We start from the raw sequence: 16,319 nt of genomic DNA, 5'->3' as shown, positions 1-16,319 counted from the left end.
GGCACACCGAGGGGGCGTGCCGGGCCGACCGGGTCAGGTCCCGTAGCGGGTCTTGACGATCGACGGCGTGTCGAGGTTGCGGCCGGCGTCGATGCTCTGGGCCAGCCGGAGGTACTGGCCTTCCGCCCACATCAGCGGACCCGCGCTGCCGGTCGGCCTGCCGAGCCCGAAGCAGCCGACGTCCGCGCGGTCCCAGACCTGCTCGGGCACGAAGTACCCGTCGTTGACGGAGTCCGCCATGGACTTCAGGTACACCGCCGCCGAACGGCCGTTGGCCAGCTCGTACTCGCCGCGCTCCCCCGACAGCACCGGCCACAGCCGCCCGAACCGCTGCGCGCCACCGGCCGGCCAGCCGCTGCAGTTCGCGGTGCTTTCGCCGTAGTTGTCATGCGGGTAGCGGTGGAAGTAGACGTCGCCGTTCGGCAGCGTCACCTGCACCGCCGAGTTGCCGTCGGACGCGGCGGCGGTCGGTGCGACCGAGTTCGCGATCGTGGCGTCGCCCGCCGGGCGGATGCCGAGCCGGACCAGGTCGAGGAACCCGAAGTCGGTGACGTCGTGCTCGTAGAAGCAGCCTTCGTCGAAGCAGATCGTCGCGGTGTCGTTCGGGTTGCCGGCGCGGTCGAGGCGTTCGTAGTAGGTGTGGCCGCCCCAATAGCCGGACGTCGTGACGGTCCAGCCGGCCAGGGAGTTCCGCCAGGAGTCCGCTGTGGACTCCCACGACGACGCGCTCGCCGTGTCGCCGTTCGCCCGCGCGATGGCCCCGGCGGCGATCAGCCCGGCGATCTCGGCGGCCACCGACGACGGCGACTTGCCGTACTGCTCTTCCCACCGCTCGGTCGTGTCGGGGCCGGTCGAGACGATGTGGTTCGCCGTCGTCTTGACCTTGGCGTAGGTCGAGGCGTCGGTGAGACCGGTCAGCCAGGCCAGCAGGATCGCGTCGGCGTCCTGGTCGAGCTGTTCGCAGCAGCCGAGCTGCTGGGCGCTCGCCCCCGCGACGCCGGACACCGGGCTGTAGCGCGGGAAGGAGCCGGCCGGGTACGTCGTGCCGTCACCGGCCGTGGGACTGCCGATCCACTGCGAGTTCCAGAGGAACTGGGCCATCCGCTTGGCCTGCGCGCTGTCGCCGGCGGCCAGGAGGCCGGTCGCCTGCTGGTAGAGGTCACGGCCCCAGACGCGGTGGTAGCCGTCGTTGAGCTGGTCGCCGTTCGTGAAGTCGCCCCACGGCGTCGCCAGGCCGGCGACGCTCGCGCCCGGGTGCTGCTTGTCCTCGGCGGTCTTCAGCGCCATCGCCGCGACGTAGTAGGCGCGACGCCGTTGCGTGTCCCCGGAAACGCTCGCCGGCGCGGGTTTCAGGCCGGCCACGTAGGAGTTCCAGCCGCTGCGGTAGGAGGCCGACACGCTGGCGAAGCCGCTGCTCAGCGACCCGCTGGCCGCCGAGGACGCGGCCGACGCGGTACTGCCGAAGCCGAGTGCGACGGTGAACGTCGTGTCGGCGCCGACCGGGATCTGTCCACACTGGACGACGTTGCCGTTGCCGGAGACGTTGTCGAACTGGTTGGTCAGGTTCTTGTCGGCACGCAGGTCGACCAGGCAGTCGCTGGCCGCGCCGCTGTAGCCGTTGTCGTGCGCGGTGAAGCCGGTCGAAACGCGCAACGCGGAGACGACCGTGGTCGCCGAGCCGCCGAACAGCGTCTCGGTGCCGCTCGCCAGCAGGCCGCTGCCATCCCACCAGGCGTTGTCGTTCGAACCGCCGCCCGCCATCGACGGGTTGGCCAGCAGGTAGAGCCGGTAGCTGCCGCCGTCGAGCGACTGGAACCGGGTGTTCGTCACGAGTGTCGAGCGAGCCGGGTCGGTGACGTAGTCCGTGGTGATCCGGTACTTCCCGCTCTTGGCCGTGTTGGTGATCGTGTACTGCAGTGCCTTCTCGTCGGGCATCGAGACGACGTGGTTCGTCGCGTCGCGTTCGAGGTCCACGAAACTGCTGCCGTCGGTGACGATGAACTGCATGTCCTGGGTGTTCGGGACGTCGGCGCGCGGGTAGAAGACCTCCGACGTGACGCCGTTGGCCACGGTGAACCACACCGGGCTCCCGGTGGTCGTCGAGGTCCCGAGGGCGGACTTGTTGCCGGTCGCCCAGGACGCGCCACCCCCGCAGCAGTCGGTAGCGGTGCCGCTCGCCTGTGCCGTGCCGGGCAGCGCCCCGGCCAGCAAGATTCCCGCTCCGGCGCAGGCCAGGACCGCTTTCCACCTGATCATCGGGACCCTCCGACGGCGTTGTCGTCAATATGTTGCGAGCCGCAACATATTGAGCCACGCGCCGGTGACAGGCAATGTCCGATCGGACTGTATCGATCCAGGCCCCTATCTGGCGTCGTCGCCCTCAGTGAGATTCGAGAAACTTGAGAACCGAGAGATCGCCGACGGCTGCGCGGAGCCGCGATTGCGTGTCGGTCATCCACCGCAGCACGTCCGCCCAGTGTTCTTCGTCTTCGACGGTGGGCCCGAGAAGCCGCGTTTCGATCCGGCAGCCCTTCTTGCCCGGCAGGTCGTCGACGATCAAACTACCCCCGAACCGACCGGTGATCTCGTCGCGCCGGTCTGCGAGGGCCTGCCAACGACTCAGATTGCGCCCACCGTCGGAATCACCGAAGTAGAGCTCCGACCGGCAACCGAACTTGGAAAAGGACACCACCCAGTTTACACCAGCGATCCCCGATGGCATTTGGAACCAGTTGTAAGTCGTGGGGGCAGCCTTGCTCCAACCATTCTGTTTCGCGATGGACGTGAATCGAGACCAGAAGTTCCGGTAGAGCGCATCCTTGGCCGATCCGGAGACACCCACGGTTTTCTCGTCAAGATTTTCTTCGGCCGGCAGATCCGGCACAGCAGGCGGTGGTCCGATGACGTGGACGATCGCCCTGGCCACCAGGTCGATGGTATCGACCGCCTCCGATGCCTCATTGGCCGTAATGGACCGCTTCGCGTCCGTTCGCTCCGGGTCTCGATCCGCTTCGTGGGCAATCTTGTTTCGCCGATTGACGATTTTCCGGAGCATGTCCTGAACCTCGCCGGGCGAGACAGCTTGCTCACGATGATGGGTTATCCACCCGGCGACGGACTGCCACAGCGAGACCTCGCTGACATGACTCAGTGCTTCCTTGATCTTGTCGGGGGCCTGGAAGGACTGCCACCCGAACTGATCACGCAGGTAAACCGCAAAGGCTTCGTGCAGGCTGTCGGGCCGGCGCCGGACATTCTCGAACAAGGACAGCGGTATCCGCAATTTCAAGAACTTCGGAGGACTCTGCGCCGACATTGTGAGCGCGAACCCGAGAGCACGGTCGTACAGTTCGCGGTGGACCCAGTGATCCAGAGCCGAAACGGTCTGACCCCACGCCGCGCGGTACAAGTCGGCGACATCGAAGGATCCGACCTGAAGCCGTTCCAGGTGCTAACCACCGCTGATCAGATCCCTGGCGTAGTCGAGGTTGCTCCGGAACTCGACGAAGCCTCCCGTAGTCCAGGTCGAGGAGTCCGCGGTTCCGAAAGGATCCACCATCCAAGCAGTATGACCGGCGCCGCCAACCGACGAGTGGTGAACGCGAGGCTCGACGACTCAGGCGTCGGCGATGCGGTCCAGCCACTCGGCCAGCAGGACCCGCTCGGCCTCGGTGAGGACGCCTGCGCCGTCGAGCCCGGCCCGCAGCGCGACCGCGCGCTCCGGGAGGTCCGAGCCCGCCGGTTCCGCCGTGCCGGTCAGGATGCGGTCCAACACGGTCTCCCGAGCCGTCGCGGACAGCTCCGTGTCGCGCTCCTCCTCCGGTGTCGCGATCAGCGAAAGCACCACACCCATGCCCGCCGCGTGCACCAGCCGCGCCGCGCGGTCGACGCTCATCCGCAACCGTCCCGCTGCCGCGACACGCTCGACGATGCTTCGCAGCATGGCCTCGCCTTCCCGCGCCGCCGGTGACGTGCGGCCCTCGCGCGCGTCGCCGTACATCAGCACGTAGAACTCCGGGCGGGACAGCCCGAACTCGATGTGCAGGTCCCAGCCGCGGCGGAGGTCCTCCACCGGGTCGCCGGTCGAGCCCAGGGCCCGCTTGCTCGCGAGGTACTCGTCGAAGCCGTACGCGGCGACCGCGTCGAGGAGGCCGTCCTTGTCGCCGAAGAGCCGGTACAACGCCGGCGGCTGGACACCCGCGGCCGCGCTCACCGCGCGCGTCGAAAGGCCGTCACGCCCTTCCGCCGCCAGCAGCGCGGCCGCCGCCTGGAGGATCCGCTCCCGGGTGTCCATCGCCGCCTTCGTCACCATGGTTCCGATGATAACAAAACCGCGGTAGCAGTCGTTACACGCTCGCTTTGAAGGCCCTCCAGTCGCCGATCTCGGTGATGTCCCGCAGCGCGACGTGCGAGGTGTACGGCCGCCGCAGCAGCATCGCGAACGCCGAACTGCCGTCCGCCAGCTCCACCACGCCCAGCTCCAGCTCGTGCGGCTCGGACGGCAGCACCTTGTCCCGCAGGTCGTCGAGCGAGATGTCGTAGACCTCGCCGGTCACCGGAGCGCCGCCGTGGGATACGGGATACAACGCCGGGCACTGGTCGCCGACCGCGTAGAACCGGTACTTCGCCGCGGTGCGCGCGGTGCCGACGAACGGCGATCCGTCGAGGAGGTGGTGCAGCGGTTCGCCGCGCATGGCGCCACCGTTGAAGAACATCAGGGCCACGGGAAACTCCTTAGCGGAAGAGGGCTTCGACGCCGTCGATGGCGAAGTACACCGCGAAGACCAGCGCCAGCAGCGAAAGCAGCCAGCCGGCCTCACGCCACTTGCCACGGCCGATCTTGATCAGCACGAACGCGATCAGGCCGGCGCCGACGCCGTTGGTGATCGAGTACGTGAACGGGATCAGCGCGGCGGTCAAGAACACCGGGATCGTGTAGTCCGGGTCGTGCCACGGGATGGTCCGGCACTGCGCGACCATCATGCCGCCGATGACCACCAGCGCGGGCGCCGCGGCCTGGGCCGGGACGACCCCGGCGAGCGGCGTGAACAGCAGCGTCCCGGCGAACAGCAGGCCGGTGACGACGCTCGCCAGCCCGGTCCGCGCGCCCTCGCCGACGCCGGCCGCGGACTCGAGGAACACCGTGTTCGGCGACGAGCCGGTGACGCCGCCGGCGATCGCGCCCGCGCCGTCGACCAGCAGGATCCGGCCCATCCGCGGGACTTTGCCGTTCTTCGACAGCCCGGCTTCGTCGGAGACGCTCGTGATCGTGCCCATGGCGTCGAAGAACCCGGAAAGCACCAGGGTGAACAGGAAGACCGTGGCCGCGAGCGCGCCCGCCGAGGCGAAGCCGCCAAAGAGATCGATGTGGCCGAAGAGCCCGAAGTCGGGGGCGGCGACGACGTGGTCGGGCAGGGCCGGGTCGGTGCGGCCCCAGCCGCCGACGCCGAAACCGTCGTGCAGCACGACGGCGAACACCGTCGCGACGCCGATGCTGATGAGCACCGCGCCCGGGACCTTGCGCGCCACCAGCACGATCATCAGCAGCAGGCCGACACAGAACACGACGATCGGCCAGCCGGACAGGTGCCCGTCGGCGCCGAGGCGGACCGGGACCGGGGTGGCCGCCGCGTCCGGCACCCGCGACACGAAGCCGGCGCTGACCAGGCCGACGAGCGCGATGTAGAGCCCGATCCCGACGGTGATCGCCGTCTTGAGCGGCCGCGGGATGGCGTTCATGATCCGTTCGCGGACGCCGCTGACGGCCATCAGCACGATGCACGCGCCTTCGAGCACGACCAGGCCGAACGCCTGCGGCCAGGTCATCTCGGGCGCCATCTGGAAGGCGACGATGCCGTTGATGCCGAGACCGGCGGCGAGCGCGAGGGGCGCGTTGCCGACGAGTCCCATGAGGACGGTCATCACGGCGGCGGCCAGTGCGGTCGCCGTGGTCACCTGCGCGGCCGACAGCCGCGCGCCGGTGATGTCGGCGGAGGCGCCGAGGATGAGCGGGTTGAGGAGCACGATGTAGGCCATCGCGACGAACGTCGTGACGCCGCCGCGGACTTCGCGGCCGATCGTGGTCTGCCTGGCGCGCAGTTCGAACAGCTTCTCGAGCGGTGAACGACGTTGCGGAGGTACTTCGTCGACTACTGGGGTGGGGACTTCGGTCTGGGTCATGCGTCCTGCCCTTGCCGGTGGGTGTGCTCGGCCAGGCCAAGGCACAGCGCCGTGCCTGGGCGAGCGGGACGTTCGATTCGGTTGGCTCCGGTCAGCTGGCCTCGTGGGTCAGTAGTCGGTGCGGTCGCTCTTGTCGAGCCAGGCCGCGAACGGCGCGAAACCGTCCTTTGCGGACAGTCGCGTCACGGGAACCGTCCACGTCTCGCGCGGACGGTCGAAGAGTTCGTAGAAGGCGCGGTCGTCGAAGCCGGCCTCCGCCGCGTCGTCGCGGTCGGCCGCATACAAAATCCGGTCGACCCGGGCCCACAGTGCTGACGACAGGCACATCGGGCACGGCTCGCAGCTGGAGACGAGCACGCAGCCGTCCAGCTTGAACGTGCCCAGCTCCTGGCAGGCCGCGCGGATCGCGACCACCTCCGCGTGCGCGGTCGGGTCGAGGTTCGCCGTGACGCGGTTGACGCCGGTCGAGACGACCTCACCGTCCTTCACGACCAGCGCGCCGAACGGGCCGCCGCCGTTCTCGACGTTCTGCGTGGCGATGCGGACGGCTTCGTGGAGCCATTCCTGCTCGACGGAAAGCGACGTGGTCATCTCAGACTCCGGTGATGTGTTCGGGACGGATCGGGACGCGCGGCAGCTCGAGGCCGGTGGCCGCGCGGATGGCGTTGGCGATCGCGGGCGTGGCCGAGATCGTGGGCGGCTCGCCGACACCGCGGACGCCGTAGGGCGCGTGCGGGTCGGGCCGTTCGAGGACCTCGACGCGCATCGGCGGCATGTCGAGGATCGTCGGGATCAGGTAGTCGGTGAACGACGGGTTCCGGACCTTCCCGCCCTCGACCAGGATCTCCTCCATCACGGCGAGGCCGAGGCCCTGGGCCGAGCCACCCTGGATCTGGGCGACGACGGCGTCGGGGTTCATCGCCTTGCCGACGTCCTGGGCGCAGTCGAGCTGCACCACCTTGACCAGGCCGAGGTCCAGGTCGACGTCGACCACCGCGCGGTGGGCGGAGAAGCCGTACTGGACGTGGGCGTCGCCCTGCCCGGTCTCCGGGTCGAGCGGATACGTCTTGCGGTGGTGGAACTCGCGGGTCTCCTCGATCGCGGTGTCCCCCAGCAGCTCCGCCAGGTCCGCGACGACCTCGCCGTCGGCCGCGACCACCTTGCCGCCGGTCAACGACATCCCGTCGGGGGCGATGCCGAGCCGACTGTATACGGTATCCGCCAACGCACGGCAGGCGTTGCGGACCGCGCCGCCGGTGACGTACGTCTGGCGCGACGCCGAACTGGATCCCGCGTCGCCGACGCTCGTGTCGGCCGGGTGCACGCTCACCCGCGTCACGCCCAGCTCGGTGCGGGCGATCTGCTGCTGCAACGTCACCAGCCCCTGGCCGACCTCCGCGGCGGCCGTGTGCACCATCGCCACCGCTTCGCCGCCGATCACCTCCAGCCGGACGCGGGCGGTCGAGTAGTCGTCGAGGCCTTCGGCGTAGGAGATGTTCTTGATCGTCACGCCGTAGCCGACACCCCGCACCACCCCTTCGCCGTGGGTGGTGTTGGACGCGCCGCCGGGCAGCTCGCGAATGTCCGCGTCACCGCTGCGCGAAGGCGGCAGCGGCAGGTCACGGACCCGCTGGACGAGTTCCGCCACCGGCGCCGGGAAGTCGACCACCTGGCCGGTGACCACGGTGGACCCTTCGCTCAGCGCGTTCCGGATCCGCAGCTCCGCGGGATCCATGTCCAGCGCGGCGGCCAGCTTGTCCATCTGGGACTCGTAGGCGTACGTCGGCTGCACCGCGCCGAGCCCGCGCATCGCGCCGCACGTCGGGTTGTTGGTGTATACACCCCAGCCCTCGATGTGGGCGTTCGGTACATCGTAGGGACCGACGCTCAACGTCGTGCCGTTGCCGACCACGACCGGGGTCTTGGACGCATACGCTCCCCCGTCGAAATACAGCTTCGCGCGGACGCAGACGAGCTTGCCGTCGCGAGTCGCGCCGTGCTCGTAGTACATCTTCGCTGGATGGCGGTGCACATGACCGAAGAACGACTCCAGCCGGTTGTACACCATTTTCACCGGACGGCCGGTGTGCAGCGCGAGCATGCAGGAATGGATCTGCATCGACAGGTCCTCGCGGCCGCCGAACGCGCCACCGACCCCCGACAGCGTCAGCCGTACCTTCTCCAGGGGCAGGCCGAGGGCCTTCGCCGTCTGGCGCTGGTCGACGTGCAGCCACTGGGTGGCCAGGTAGAGGTCGACGCCACCGTCCTCGGCCGGGACCGCGAGCCCCGACTCCGGACCCAGGAACGCCTGGTCCTGCATGCCGATTTCGTAGACGCCGGTGACGACGACGTCGGCGGTCGCGTCCGGGTCGCCCTTGACGATCCGCTGGTGCCGGACCAGGTTCCCGCCCGGGTGCAGCTTCGGCAGGGTGTCGTCGTGCGCGGCGCGTTCGGGGTCGGTGACCGGCTCGAGGACGTCGTACTCGACGACGATCTCCTTGAGCGCCTGCCGCGCGATCTCCGGGTGGTCGGCGGCCAGGATGGCGACCGGTTCACCCTGGTAGCGGACCAGGCCGGAAGCCAGCGCCGGGGTGTCCTGGAACTTGAGGCCGTAGACGTTCTCGCCGGGCACGTCTTCGTGGGTCAGCACCGCGTGCACGCCCGGCTGGGCGAGCGCGCGGGAGACGTCGAGGCGGACGATCCGGGCGTGCGGGTGCGGGCTGCGCAGGGTGGCGCCCCAGAGCATGTCCTCGTGCCAGAGGTCCGAGGAGTAGGCGAACTCGCCGCGGACCTTGAGGGTGCCGTCCGGGCGCAACGGGCTTTCGCCGATGCCGCCGGCGATGGTGTCGTGCAGTTCCTGCGGGGAACGGGCCGGCGCGCTCATCGGGCGGCCTTCTTCGCGGCCGCGTCGCGAACGGCGTCCAGGATCTTCTCGTAGCCGGTGCAGCGGCAGAGGTTCCCGGCGAGGGCCTCGCGGATTTCGACGTCGGAGGGCTCGGGGTTCCGCTCGATCAGGTCGTGCGCGGCCACCACCAGTCCGGGCGTGCAGAAGCCGCACTGGACGGCGCCGCGTTCGACGAACGCCTCCTGCACCGGGTCGAGGGCTTCCCCGTCGGCCAGGCCCTCGACCGTGACGATCTCGCGGCCCTCGGCCTGCCCGGCCGCGACCAGGCACGCACACGCCGGGACGCCGTCGAGGTAGACCGTGCACGAACCGCATTCGCCCTGCTCGCAGGCGTTCTTCGAGCCCGGCAGGCTGAGCCGCTCGCGCAGGACGTAGAGCAGGCTTTCGCCTTCCCAGACGTTGTCCGCCCGGCGGGGTTCGCCGTTGACGGTGACGTTCACGCGCACTTCGCGCTCCCTCCGCAATATTCGGTCCAGGCCCAGGTCAGCGTCCGGCGGGCCATGACGCCGAGGGCGTGCCGCCGGTAGGCCGCGCTCCCTCGGACGTCGTCGATCGGCGAGGCGGCCGCGGCCACGAGGTCACCGAAGCGGCGTTTCACCGAGTCGGCGATCGGCTTCGGCGAATCCCAGTCCAGCTCGGCGGCCAGGAAGTCTTCGGCGGCGAAGGCCCGCCGGGGCGTCGGTGCGGCCGAGCCGACACCGGTGCCGACCCGCTTCTCCGCCGGGTGCAGGGCCAGGCCGAAGGCGGCCACGGCGATGACCATGGCGTTGCGCGTGCCGATCTTGCTGAACTGCTGCGGCCCGGTGGCCGGGGCGAGCAGGACGCCGGTGATCAGCTCGTCCGGCTCCAGGACGTTCCTCTTCACCCCGGCGTAGAAGTCCTTGGCGGCGACCATCCGAGTACCCCGGACCGAGGCGATCTCGACGTCGGCGTCCGCGGCCAGCAACGCCGGGTGGGCGTCACCCGCGGGCGACGCCGCGCCGAGGTTGCCGCCCACGGAACCGCGGTTGCGGATCTGCGGGGACCCGACCGTCCGCGCGGCCATCGCGAGCCCGGGCAGCCGCGTGCCGAGTTCGCCGATGATCCGGGCGTAGGGCACGGCCGCGCCGATCCGGATCCGGTCGCCGTCGGTGCCGTGCTCGTGCAGCTCGGGCACGCGCCCGAGGTCGAGGAGCGACTCCGGGCGGCGGTGGTCGAAGTTGAGCTCGACCATCACGTCCGTGCCGCCGGCGATCGGGACCGCACCGGGGTTCGCGGCCTTCGCGGCGAGCGCGTCGGCCAGCGAGGCGGGTCGGAGGAATTCCACTGTGGACGTCCTTTCGGGGCTGCTTCGGCAAGAAGTACACACGCTCCCGTGCGGCTCCGACCACGGCTGAACCCCTGAAAGACGGGTGAATTTCGGGCCCGCGTTTGTACTTTCCGACAAGGGCTGTGCCGTGGACGCGGAAAGGCCGCCGTGCGAGGTCGGGGGCCTCGCACGGCGGCCTGGGGTACCGCATGTTCCGGAAGGGTCCTGCGGGGAACGCGGAACCTGGGCCAGGGCGACCCGCCCCCTGGTTACCGTCGGGTGTCAGGTCCCCTTTCCGTGCTCAGGAGCTGGATCATGGTCAACCGGATCGAAACCGCCGCGGCTTCGGCCACCACCCTCACCCCGCTGGAGATCCAGGAGCCCGGCCTGCCGGTCGCCTGCTTGTTCGCCGGCATCATCCGCGCGATCGCCTGCCAGGCCGAGCTGGCCCGGGCCGCGAAGTTCGCCGCTCAGCGCCAGAACTTCTACAAGGCGGTCGCGAACGACGTCGTCCGCGGCCCCGGTTTCGTGGCCGGCGCGCCCTCGATCGACACGCCGGTCAACCTGGCCGACCGGAGCAGCGACGAGCTGCTCGGGCTGCTCGCCTGAGCGGACGTCAGCCCGCCGGTTCGAACTCGCGGACGGCGTCGAGGGCGGCGCCCATGGCGGCGTTGCCCTCGCGCTCGATCATGATCTCCACCAGGACCGGCCGGCTGGTCCGCTCGGCCTCCTTCCGCGCCCACTCCAGGGACGTCCGGATCTCCCCCGGCTCGTGCACGCGGGTGCCGGAGCAGCCGTAGGCCTCCATGATCTTCACGTTGTCCGTGCCGATCGTGTCGTAGTGGATGTCGACCTCGAAGTTCATCTCGTAGCCGGTCTCGGCCTGCCGGATGAGCCCGAGGTACTCGTTGTTCAGCATGATCAGCACGAACCCGACGTCGTACTGCGCGGCCACGGCCAGCTCCTCGACGAGGAACTGGAACGAGTAGTCCCCGACCACGCCGACGACCTCGGCGTCCGGCCGCGCCTTCTTGACGCCGATCGCGGCCGGGATCTCCCAGCCGAGCGGGCCGGCCTGGCCGCACACCTGGTAGTGCCGCGGCTTGTGCGCCTTCTGGAACTGGCCCGACCAGATCTGGTACAGCCCGATCGCGGTGACGAAGTACGTGTCCTCGCCGAAGGTTTCGTTGATCTCCTTGAACACCCGCGGCGCCTTGATCGGCAGGCTGTCGAAGTCGTCCCGCCGGGGCAGGGCCTCCTTCAGCTCTCCGATCCGGGCGACCCACTCGCGCCTCGGCGTGCTCGAACGACGCTCCAGGGCCGCCAGCAGCGCGTCGAGGAACTCGCGCGTGTCCGAGACGATCCCGAGGTCGGGGCCGAACACCTTGCCCAGCTGGGTCGGCTCGATGTCGACGTGGATGAACTTCCGCGCGCCGCGGTAGACCGAGAGCTCGCCGGTGTGCCGGTCGCCGAACCGCGCGCCCAGCGCCAGCACCAGGTCCGCCTCCAGGAACGCCGCGTTCGCCCAGCGCTGCGACGTCTGGATACCGGCCATTCCGGCGAACAGCTCGTGGTCCTCGGGGAAGCTGCCCTTGCCCATCAACGTCACCTGCACCGGGACGTCGAGCCGTTCGGCCACGGCCCGCAGCCGCTCGCTCGCCTCGCCGAGGACGACCCCGCCGCCGGCCAGGATCAGCGGGCGTTCGGCGGCCAGCAGCAGGTCCAGGGCCCGCTCGACCCGCGCGGGCGCGGGCTTCACCGCCGTCACCGGCAGCGGCGAGTCGATCGACGAGTCCCACTCGATGTCCTGCTTCTGGACGTCGATCGGCAGGTCGACGAGCACCGGGCCCGGACGGCCGGACCGCGCGATCCGGAACGCCTCGCGGAAGATCCACGGCAGCTGCGCCGCCTCCTTGACCTGCACCGCCCACTTCGTCACCGGCTTGGCGATCTCGACGATGTCGACCGCCTGGAAGGCTTCCTGGTGCAGTTTCGCCGTCGCGGCCTGGCCGGTGATGCAGATGATCGGGATCGAGTCCGCGTGCGCGGTGTAGAGGCCGGTGATCATGTTCGTCCCGGCCGGGCCGGACGTCCCGATCGCGACGCCGACGTTGCCGTTCGTCCTCGCCCAGCCGTCGGCCATGTGCGTCGCGCCCTCTTCGTGCCGGACGATCAGGTGCTCGATCGCCCGGCCTTGTAGGGCGTTATACAGCGGGAGGATGGCGGCCCCGGGGCAGCCGAAGACGGTGTCGACGCCTTCGCTTTCCAGGACGTCGACGACCGCCTGCATCGCGGGGATTCTGGGCATGTCACACCTCCGCCGGGACGCGGCCCGACAACTGTTCGACGACCTTCAGCAAGGCCGAGTGGTCCAGGGAGCCGTACCCCATGGCGCGGCCGGCGGCGACGAGCTGGGCGACCAGCCCGGTGAGCGGGAGCGCGACGTCGGCCTGCCGGGCGGCGGCCAGCGCGATCCCCATGTCCTTGTGGTGCAGGTCGATCCGGAACCCGGGAGCGAACCGGCGGTCCACCATGGACTGCCGCTTGAGCTCGAGGATCCGGCTGCCCGCGAGACCGCCGGCGAGCACGTCGAGGCCCGTGGCAGCGTCCACACCGGACGCTTCGAGCAGCACGATGGCCTCGGCCACCAGACCGTAGATCCCGCCCACGACCAGCTGGTTCGCGGCCTTCACGACCTGGCCGGCGCCGTGCGGCCCGACGTGCACGATCGTCTTGCCGACCACGTCCAGGACCGGCTTCGCGGCTTCGAAGTCTTCTTCGAAGCCACCGACCATGATCGACAGCGACGCCTGCTCGGCCCCGGCCTGGCCCCCGGACACCGGGGCGTCCAGCACGCGGATCTTCTTGTCCCGCGCGGCTTCCGCGACCGCGATCGACGTCTCGGGCCGGATCGTGCTCATGTCGATGAGCAGCGTGCCGGGCCCGGCGGTGTCCAGGACGCCGCCGTCGGCCAGCACCACCTCCTCGACGTGCGGGTGGTTCGGCAGCATCGTGATCACGACCTCCGCCCCCGCCACCGCGTCGGCGACACCGGTCGCGGCGCGGCCGCCCGCGGCGGCGAGCTTCTCCCCCGCCGCCGCGCTGACGTCGTAGCCGCTCACGTCGTGCCCGGCCGCGACCAGGTGCGCGGCCATCGGGGCACCCATCACGCCCAGTCCGATGAATCCCAGTTTCATGCTCGTCCCCTTCGGGTCTTCGGCAGCCAGGCCAGCGACGTGACGGTGTCGGGGTCCGGGACGTACTCGATCCCGACGAACCCCGCGTAGCCCGCGGCTTCCAGCCGCCGCAGGTGCCCGTCGAGGTCGAGGGAGCCGGTGCCGGGCTGGTGCCGGCCGGGCGCGTCGGCGATCTGCACGTGCCCGATCCGGGAGATGTGCTTCGTCGCCAGTGCGTCCAGGTCGTCGCCGTTGACTGCCAGGTGGTAGAGGTCGGCCAGCAGCCGCACGTTTTCGCGCCCGAGGTCGTCGAGCACGGCCACGGCGTCCGCGGCGGTCTTGAGCGGATAGCGGTCCGCGCCGGAGAGCGGTTCGAGGACCAGCTGCGCGCCGATCCGCGCGGCCGCGTCGGCGGCCTTGTCCAGGTGCGCCCGGGCGAGGTCGTCCTGCTTGGCGGGGTCTTCGCCGTCGAGCCGGTTGCCGTAGAGCGCGTTGAAGCTGCGGCAGCCCGTGCGTTCGGCGATGCCGAGGGCGACGACGAGGCTGTCGGCGAACTCCGCCTCGCGGCCGATCCACGAGACCAGGCCCCGCTCCCCCGCCGCCATGTCCCCGGCGTAGAAGTTCAGCCCGCGCAACCGGACGCCGGCCTCCTCGAGCGAGCGGACGAAGCCGTCGGCCTCGTCGCGCGCCGGGACCGCGGTGTCGAACGGCCACCAGTACTCGACGTCGGTGAACCCGGCCTCCCGCGCGGCGGCCGCACGTTCGGGCAGCGGCACCTCCTTGAACAGGATCGACAGGTTGGCGACGTACGGCAGGGAGTGACCCTCTTCAGGCATCGCGACCTCAAATTTCACTATCCGGAATCTTTCTTTCGTATATCGAGAATAGCCGGCGCGCGGCCGGGTGGTCAACGCCCGAGCGGGTGCGACCTCCGGCGTAGCCCGTACGCCGCGAGTCGCACGCCGGCGCCCGACGGATCGTCCGCGGGACGGTCGATCAAGCCGCGGTACGCGCCTACGTTGGGCCGCCACGACCGGCGAAAGGACCACAGGAATGATCGAGGCACGGGCGGTGTCGAAGCGGTACGGCCGCCGCACCGCCGTCGACGGGGCGACGTTCACCGTCCGGTCCGGGGCGGTGACCGGCTTCCTCGGCCCGAACGGGGCGGGCAAGTCCACCACCATCCGGATGATCATGGGCCTGGACGCGCCCACCTCGGGCTCGGTGACCGTCAACGGCAAGGCCTACCACCGGCACGCCGCGCCGCTGCGGGAAGTCGGCGCGCTGCTCGAGGCCCGGTCCGTCCACACCGGACGGTCGGCCTACCACCACCTGCTCGCGCTCGCCCTCACCACCGGCATCCCGCGGCGGCGCGTCGACGAGGTGCTCGCCCTGGTCGGCCTGACCGAGGTCGCGCACCAGCGGGCCGGCGCGTTCTCCCTCGGCATGGGCCAGCGGCTCGGCGTCGCCGCGGCCCTGCTGGGCGACCCGGCGACGCTGATCCTCGACGAACCCGTCAACGGCCTGGACCCGCAGGGCATCCTGTGGATCCGCACGCTGCTGCGCCGGCTCGCCGCCGAGGGGCGCACGGTGTTCGTCTCCTCGCACCTGATGAGCGAAATGGCGCTGACCGCCGACCACCTCGTGGTCATCGGCAAGGGCCGGATCATCGCCGAGGCGTCGGTGAGCGAGATCGTCGACCGGGCGTCGGCGAAGGTGGTGCGTGTCAGCACGCCCCGGGCCGCCGAGCTGCGGACTCTGCTGGCCGGGCCCGGGATCGACGTCACCAGCACCGCGCCCGGGCTCCTCGAAGTGCACGGCCTGACCAGTGCCGAGATCGGCCTGCTCGCCTGCCGGCACGAGCTCCCGCTCGAAGAGCTGACGCCGGTCCGGGCGTCGCTCGAGGAGGCCTTCATGGAACTCACCGACGACGCGCTCGAGTACCGCACGCCGGAAGGACAGCCCGCATGACGACCACGAACCCGCCCGGCGTCACGTTCGGCCGCGTGATGCGCTCGGAGTGGGTGAAGTTCCGCTCGCTCACGTCCACGTCCGTGACGATCACCGCCGCCGTCGCCGGCATGGTCGGTCTCGGCTGGCTCACCTGCGCGCTCTACGCCGACCGGTGGCCGCAGCTGACCGAGCAGACTCGCGAGCGGCTCGAACCCACCGCGCTGAGCCTGCAGGGGTACGCCCTCGTCCAGCTGGCGTTCGGCGTCCTGGGGGTGCTCGTGGTGTCCGGCGAGTACAGCACCGGGCAGATCCGCTCGACGTTCTCCGCGGTCCCGGCCCGGACGCCGGTGCTGCTGGCGAAGGCCGCCGTGTTCGCCGCGGTCACGCTCGTGGTCGGCGAGCTGGCCGCGTTCGCCGCGTTCCTCGGCGGCCAGGCTTTCCTTTCCTCGCAGGACATCGAGACCACGCTCGCCGCTCCCGGCGTGCTGCGCGCGGTGTCCGGCACCGGGCTCTACCTGACCGGGATCGGCCTGCTCGGCGTCGCGTTCGGCTGGCTCGTCCGCTACACCGCGGGCGCGATCGCGGGGCTGGTCGCGCTGGTCCTCATCGTCCCGGGGCTGGCCGGGACGCTGCTGCCGCAAAGCTGGGCCCCGTACGTCGTGCCCTACCTCCCGAGCACGGCCGGTCAGGCACTGCTCGCGGTGCGGCCGCAGCCGCTCAGCCTCCCGCCCTGGACCGGGTTCGCGTGGTTCTGCGGCTACGTCGTCGTCGCGCTGGCCGCGGCCGCCGTCGTGCTCAAGCGGCGGGATGCCTGAAA

15 protein-coding genes are annotated in these 16,319 nt (G+C 70.4%); 3 read left to right on the top strand and 12 right to left on the bottom strand.

Annotated elements, in window-relative coordinates:
• Positions 1 to 33: 33 nt before the first annotated feature.
• From AB0G28_RS09370 to AB0G28_RS09330, 9 genes are all read right to left on the bottom strand, one after another.
• A complete protein-coding gene (locus tag AB0G28_RS09370; RefSeq protein ID WP_361085242.1) occupies positions 34 to 2,256 on the bottom strand; it encodes a glycoside hydrolase family 15 protein in 2,223 nt (740 codons plus the stop codon).
• 124 nt (positions 2,257 to 2,380) lie between these two features.
• A complete protein-coding gene (locus tag AB0G28_RS09365) occupies positions 2,381 to 3,265 on the bottom strand; it encodes a DUF4268 domain-containing protein (protein WP_361085239.1) in 885 nt (294 codons plus the stop codon).
• Between the two features lie 351 nt (positions 3,266 to 3,616).
• Entirely contained in the window at positions 3,617 to 4,312 is a 696-nt protein-coding gene (locus tag AB0G28_RS09360) for a TetR/AcrR family transcriptional regulator (RefSeq protein ID WP_361085236.1), read from the bottom strand.
• A 34-nt stretch (positions 4,313 to 4,346) separates the two neighbouring features.
• A complete protein-coding gene (locus AB0G28_RS09355; protein ID WP_361085233.1) occupies positions 4,347 to 4,724 on the bottom strand; it encodes a gamma-glutamylcyclotransferase in 378 nt (125 codons plus the stop codon).
• Positions 4,725 to 4,734: 10 nt separating this feature from the next.
• Positions 4,735 to 6,180, bottom strand: a complete 1,446-nt coding sequence (locus tag AB0G28_RS09350) for an NCS2 family permease (protein WP_361085231.1) — start codon at positions 6,178 to 6,180, stop codon at positions 4,735 to 4,737.
• Positions 6,181 to 6,288: 108 nt separating this feature from the next.
• Entirely contained in the window at positions 6,289 to 6,771 is a 483-nt protein-coding gene (locus tag AB0G28_RS09345) for a nucleoside deaminase (protein WP_361085228.1), read from the bottom strand.
• A 1-nt stretch (position 6,772) separates the two neighbouring features.
• Positions 6,773 to 9,064, bottom strand: coding sequence for a xanthine dehydrogenase subunit D (gene pucD, locus AB0G28_RS09340; protein WP_361085225.1), 2,292 nt, complete (start codon positions 9,062 to 9,064; stop codon positions 6,773 to 6,775).
• Positions 9,061 to 9,531, bottom strand: coding sequence for a (2Fe-2S)-binding protein (locus AB0G28_RS09335; RefSeq protein ID WP_361085222.1), 471 nt, complete (start codon positions 9,529 to 9,531; stop codon positions 9,061 to 9,063). The genes pucD and AB0G28_RS09335 overlap by 4 nt, the downstream gene beginning before the upstream one ends.
• The gene (locus tag AB0G28_RS09330) at positions 9,522 to 10,391 is read right to left on the bottom strand and encodes an FAD binding domain-containing protein (RefSeq protein ID WP_361085219.1); all 870 of its coding nucleotides are present in this window, start codon (positions 10,389 to 10,391) and stop codon (positions 9,522 to 9,524) included. The genes AB0G28_RS09335 and AB0G28_RS09330 overlap by 10 nt, the downstream gene beginning before the upstream one ends.
• A 297-nt stretch (positions 10,392 to 10,688) precedes the next feature.
• Here AB0G28_RS09330 and AB0G28_RS09325 point away from each other — a divergent pair, with 297 nt between their 5' ends.
• Entirely contained in the window at positions 10,689 to 10,982 is a 294-nt protein-coding gene (locus AB0G28_RS09325; RefSeq protein WP_361085216.1) for a hypothetical protein, read from the top strand.
• A 7-nt stretch (positions 10,983 to 10,989) separates the two neighbouring features.
• On the opposite strand, the gene gcl is transcribed toward AB0G28_RS09325, so the two are convergent.
• From gcl to AB0G28_RS09310, 3 genes are read right to left on the bottom strand one after another with little or no spacing between them, the layout of a single operon-like run.
• Entirely contained in the window at positions 10,990 to 12,681 is a 1,692-nt protein-coding gene (gene gcl, locus AB0G28_RS09320; RefSeq protein ID WP_361085213.1) for a glyoxylate carboligase, read from the bottom strand.
• A 1-nt stretch (position 12,682) separates the two neighbouring features.
• Complete coding sequence (locus AB0G28_RS09315; protein ID WP_361085210.1) at positions 12,683 to 13,570, bottom strand: NAD(P)-binding domain-containing protein; 888 nt, start codon at positions 13,568 to 13,570, stop codon at positions 12,683 to 12,685.
• Complete coding sequence (locus tag AB0G28_RS09310) at positions 13,567 to 14,385, bottom strand: TIM barrel protein (RefSeq protein WP_361085207.1); 819 nt, start codon at positions 14,383 to 14,385, stop codon at positions 13,567 to 13,569. Before AB0G28_RS09310 ends, AB0G28_RS09315 begins: the two co-directional genes overlap by 4 nt.
• 217 nt (positions 14,386 to 14,602) lie before the next feature.
• Here AB0G28_RS09310 and AB0G28_RS09305 point away from each other — a divergent pair, with 217 nt between their 5' ends.
• Entirely contained in the window at positions 14,603 to 15,520 is a 918-nt protein-coding gene (locus AB0G28_RS09305; protein WP_361085204.1) for an ABC transporter ATP-binding protein, read from the top strand.
• Positions 15,517 to 16,317, top strand: a complete 801-nt coding sequence (locus AB0G28_RS09300) for an ABC transporter permease (protein ID WP_361085201.1) — start codon at positions 15,517 to 15,519, stop codon at positions 16,315 to 16,317. The genes AB0G28_RS09305 and AB0G28_RS09300 overlap by 4 nt, the downstream gene beginning before the upstream one ends.
• The last annotated feature ends 2 nt before the right edge of the window (positions 16,318 to 16,319 follow it).

Source organism: Amycolatopsis sp. NPDC021455 (assembly GCF_040640995.1).
GTDB lineage: Bacteria > Actinomycetota > Actinomycetes > Mycobacteriales > Pseudonocardiaceae > Amycolatopsis.
The sequence above is the reverse complement of the archived record's forward strand: the minus strand, read 5'-3'. Positions and strand labels throughout refer to the sequence as shown.

Coding starts and splice junctions, on each gene's coding strand:
- AB0G28_RS09325 (WP_361085216.1), top strand. CDS start 10,689: ATGGTCAACCGGATCGAAACCGCCGCGGCTTCGGCCACCACCCTCACC.
- AB0G28_RS09370 (WP_361085242.1), bottom strand. CDS start 2,256: ATGATCAGGTGGAAAGCGGTCCTGGCCTGCGCCGGAGCGGGAATCTTG.
- gcl (WP_361085213.1), bottom strand. CDS start 12,681: ATGCCCAGAATCCCCGCGATGCAGGCGGTCGTCGACGTCCTGGAAAGC.
- AB0G28_RS09300 (WP_361085201.1), top strand. CDS start 15,517: ATGACGACCACGAACCCGCCCGGCGTCACGTTCGGCCGCGTGATGCGC.
- pucD (WP_361085225.1), bottom strand. CDS start 9,064: ATGAGCGCGCCGGCCCGTTCCCCGCAGGAACTGCACGACACCATCGCC.
- AB0G28_RS09350 (WP_361085231.1), bottom strand. CDS start 6,180: ATGACCCAGACCGAAGTCCCCACCCCAGTAGTCGACGAAGTACCTCCG.
- AB0G28_RS09305 (WP_361085204.1), top strand. CDS start 14,603: ATGATCGAGGCACGGGCGGTGTCGAAGCGGTACGGCCGCCGCACCGCC.
- AB0G28_RS09315 (WP_361085210.1), bottom strand. CDS start 13,570: ATGAAACTGGGATTCATCGGACTGGGCGTGATGGGTGCCCCGATGGCC.
- AB0G28_RS09345 (WP_361085228.1), bottom strand. CDS start 6,771: ATGACCACGTCGCTTTCCGTCGAGCAGGAATGGCTCCACGAAGCCGTC.
- AB0G28_RS09310 (WP_361085207.1), bottom strand. CDS start 14,385: ATGCCTGAAGAGGGTCACTCCCTGCCGTACGTCGCCAACCTGTCGATC.
- AB0G28_RS09360 (WP_361085236.1), bottom strand. CDS start 4,312: ATGGTGACGAAGGCGGCGATGGACACCCGGGAGCGGATCCTCCAGGCG.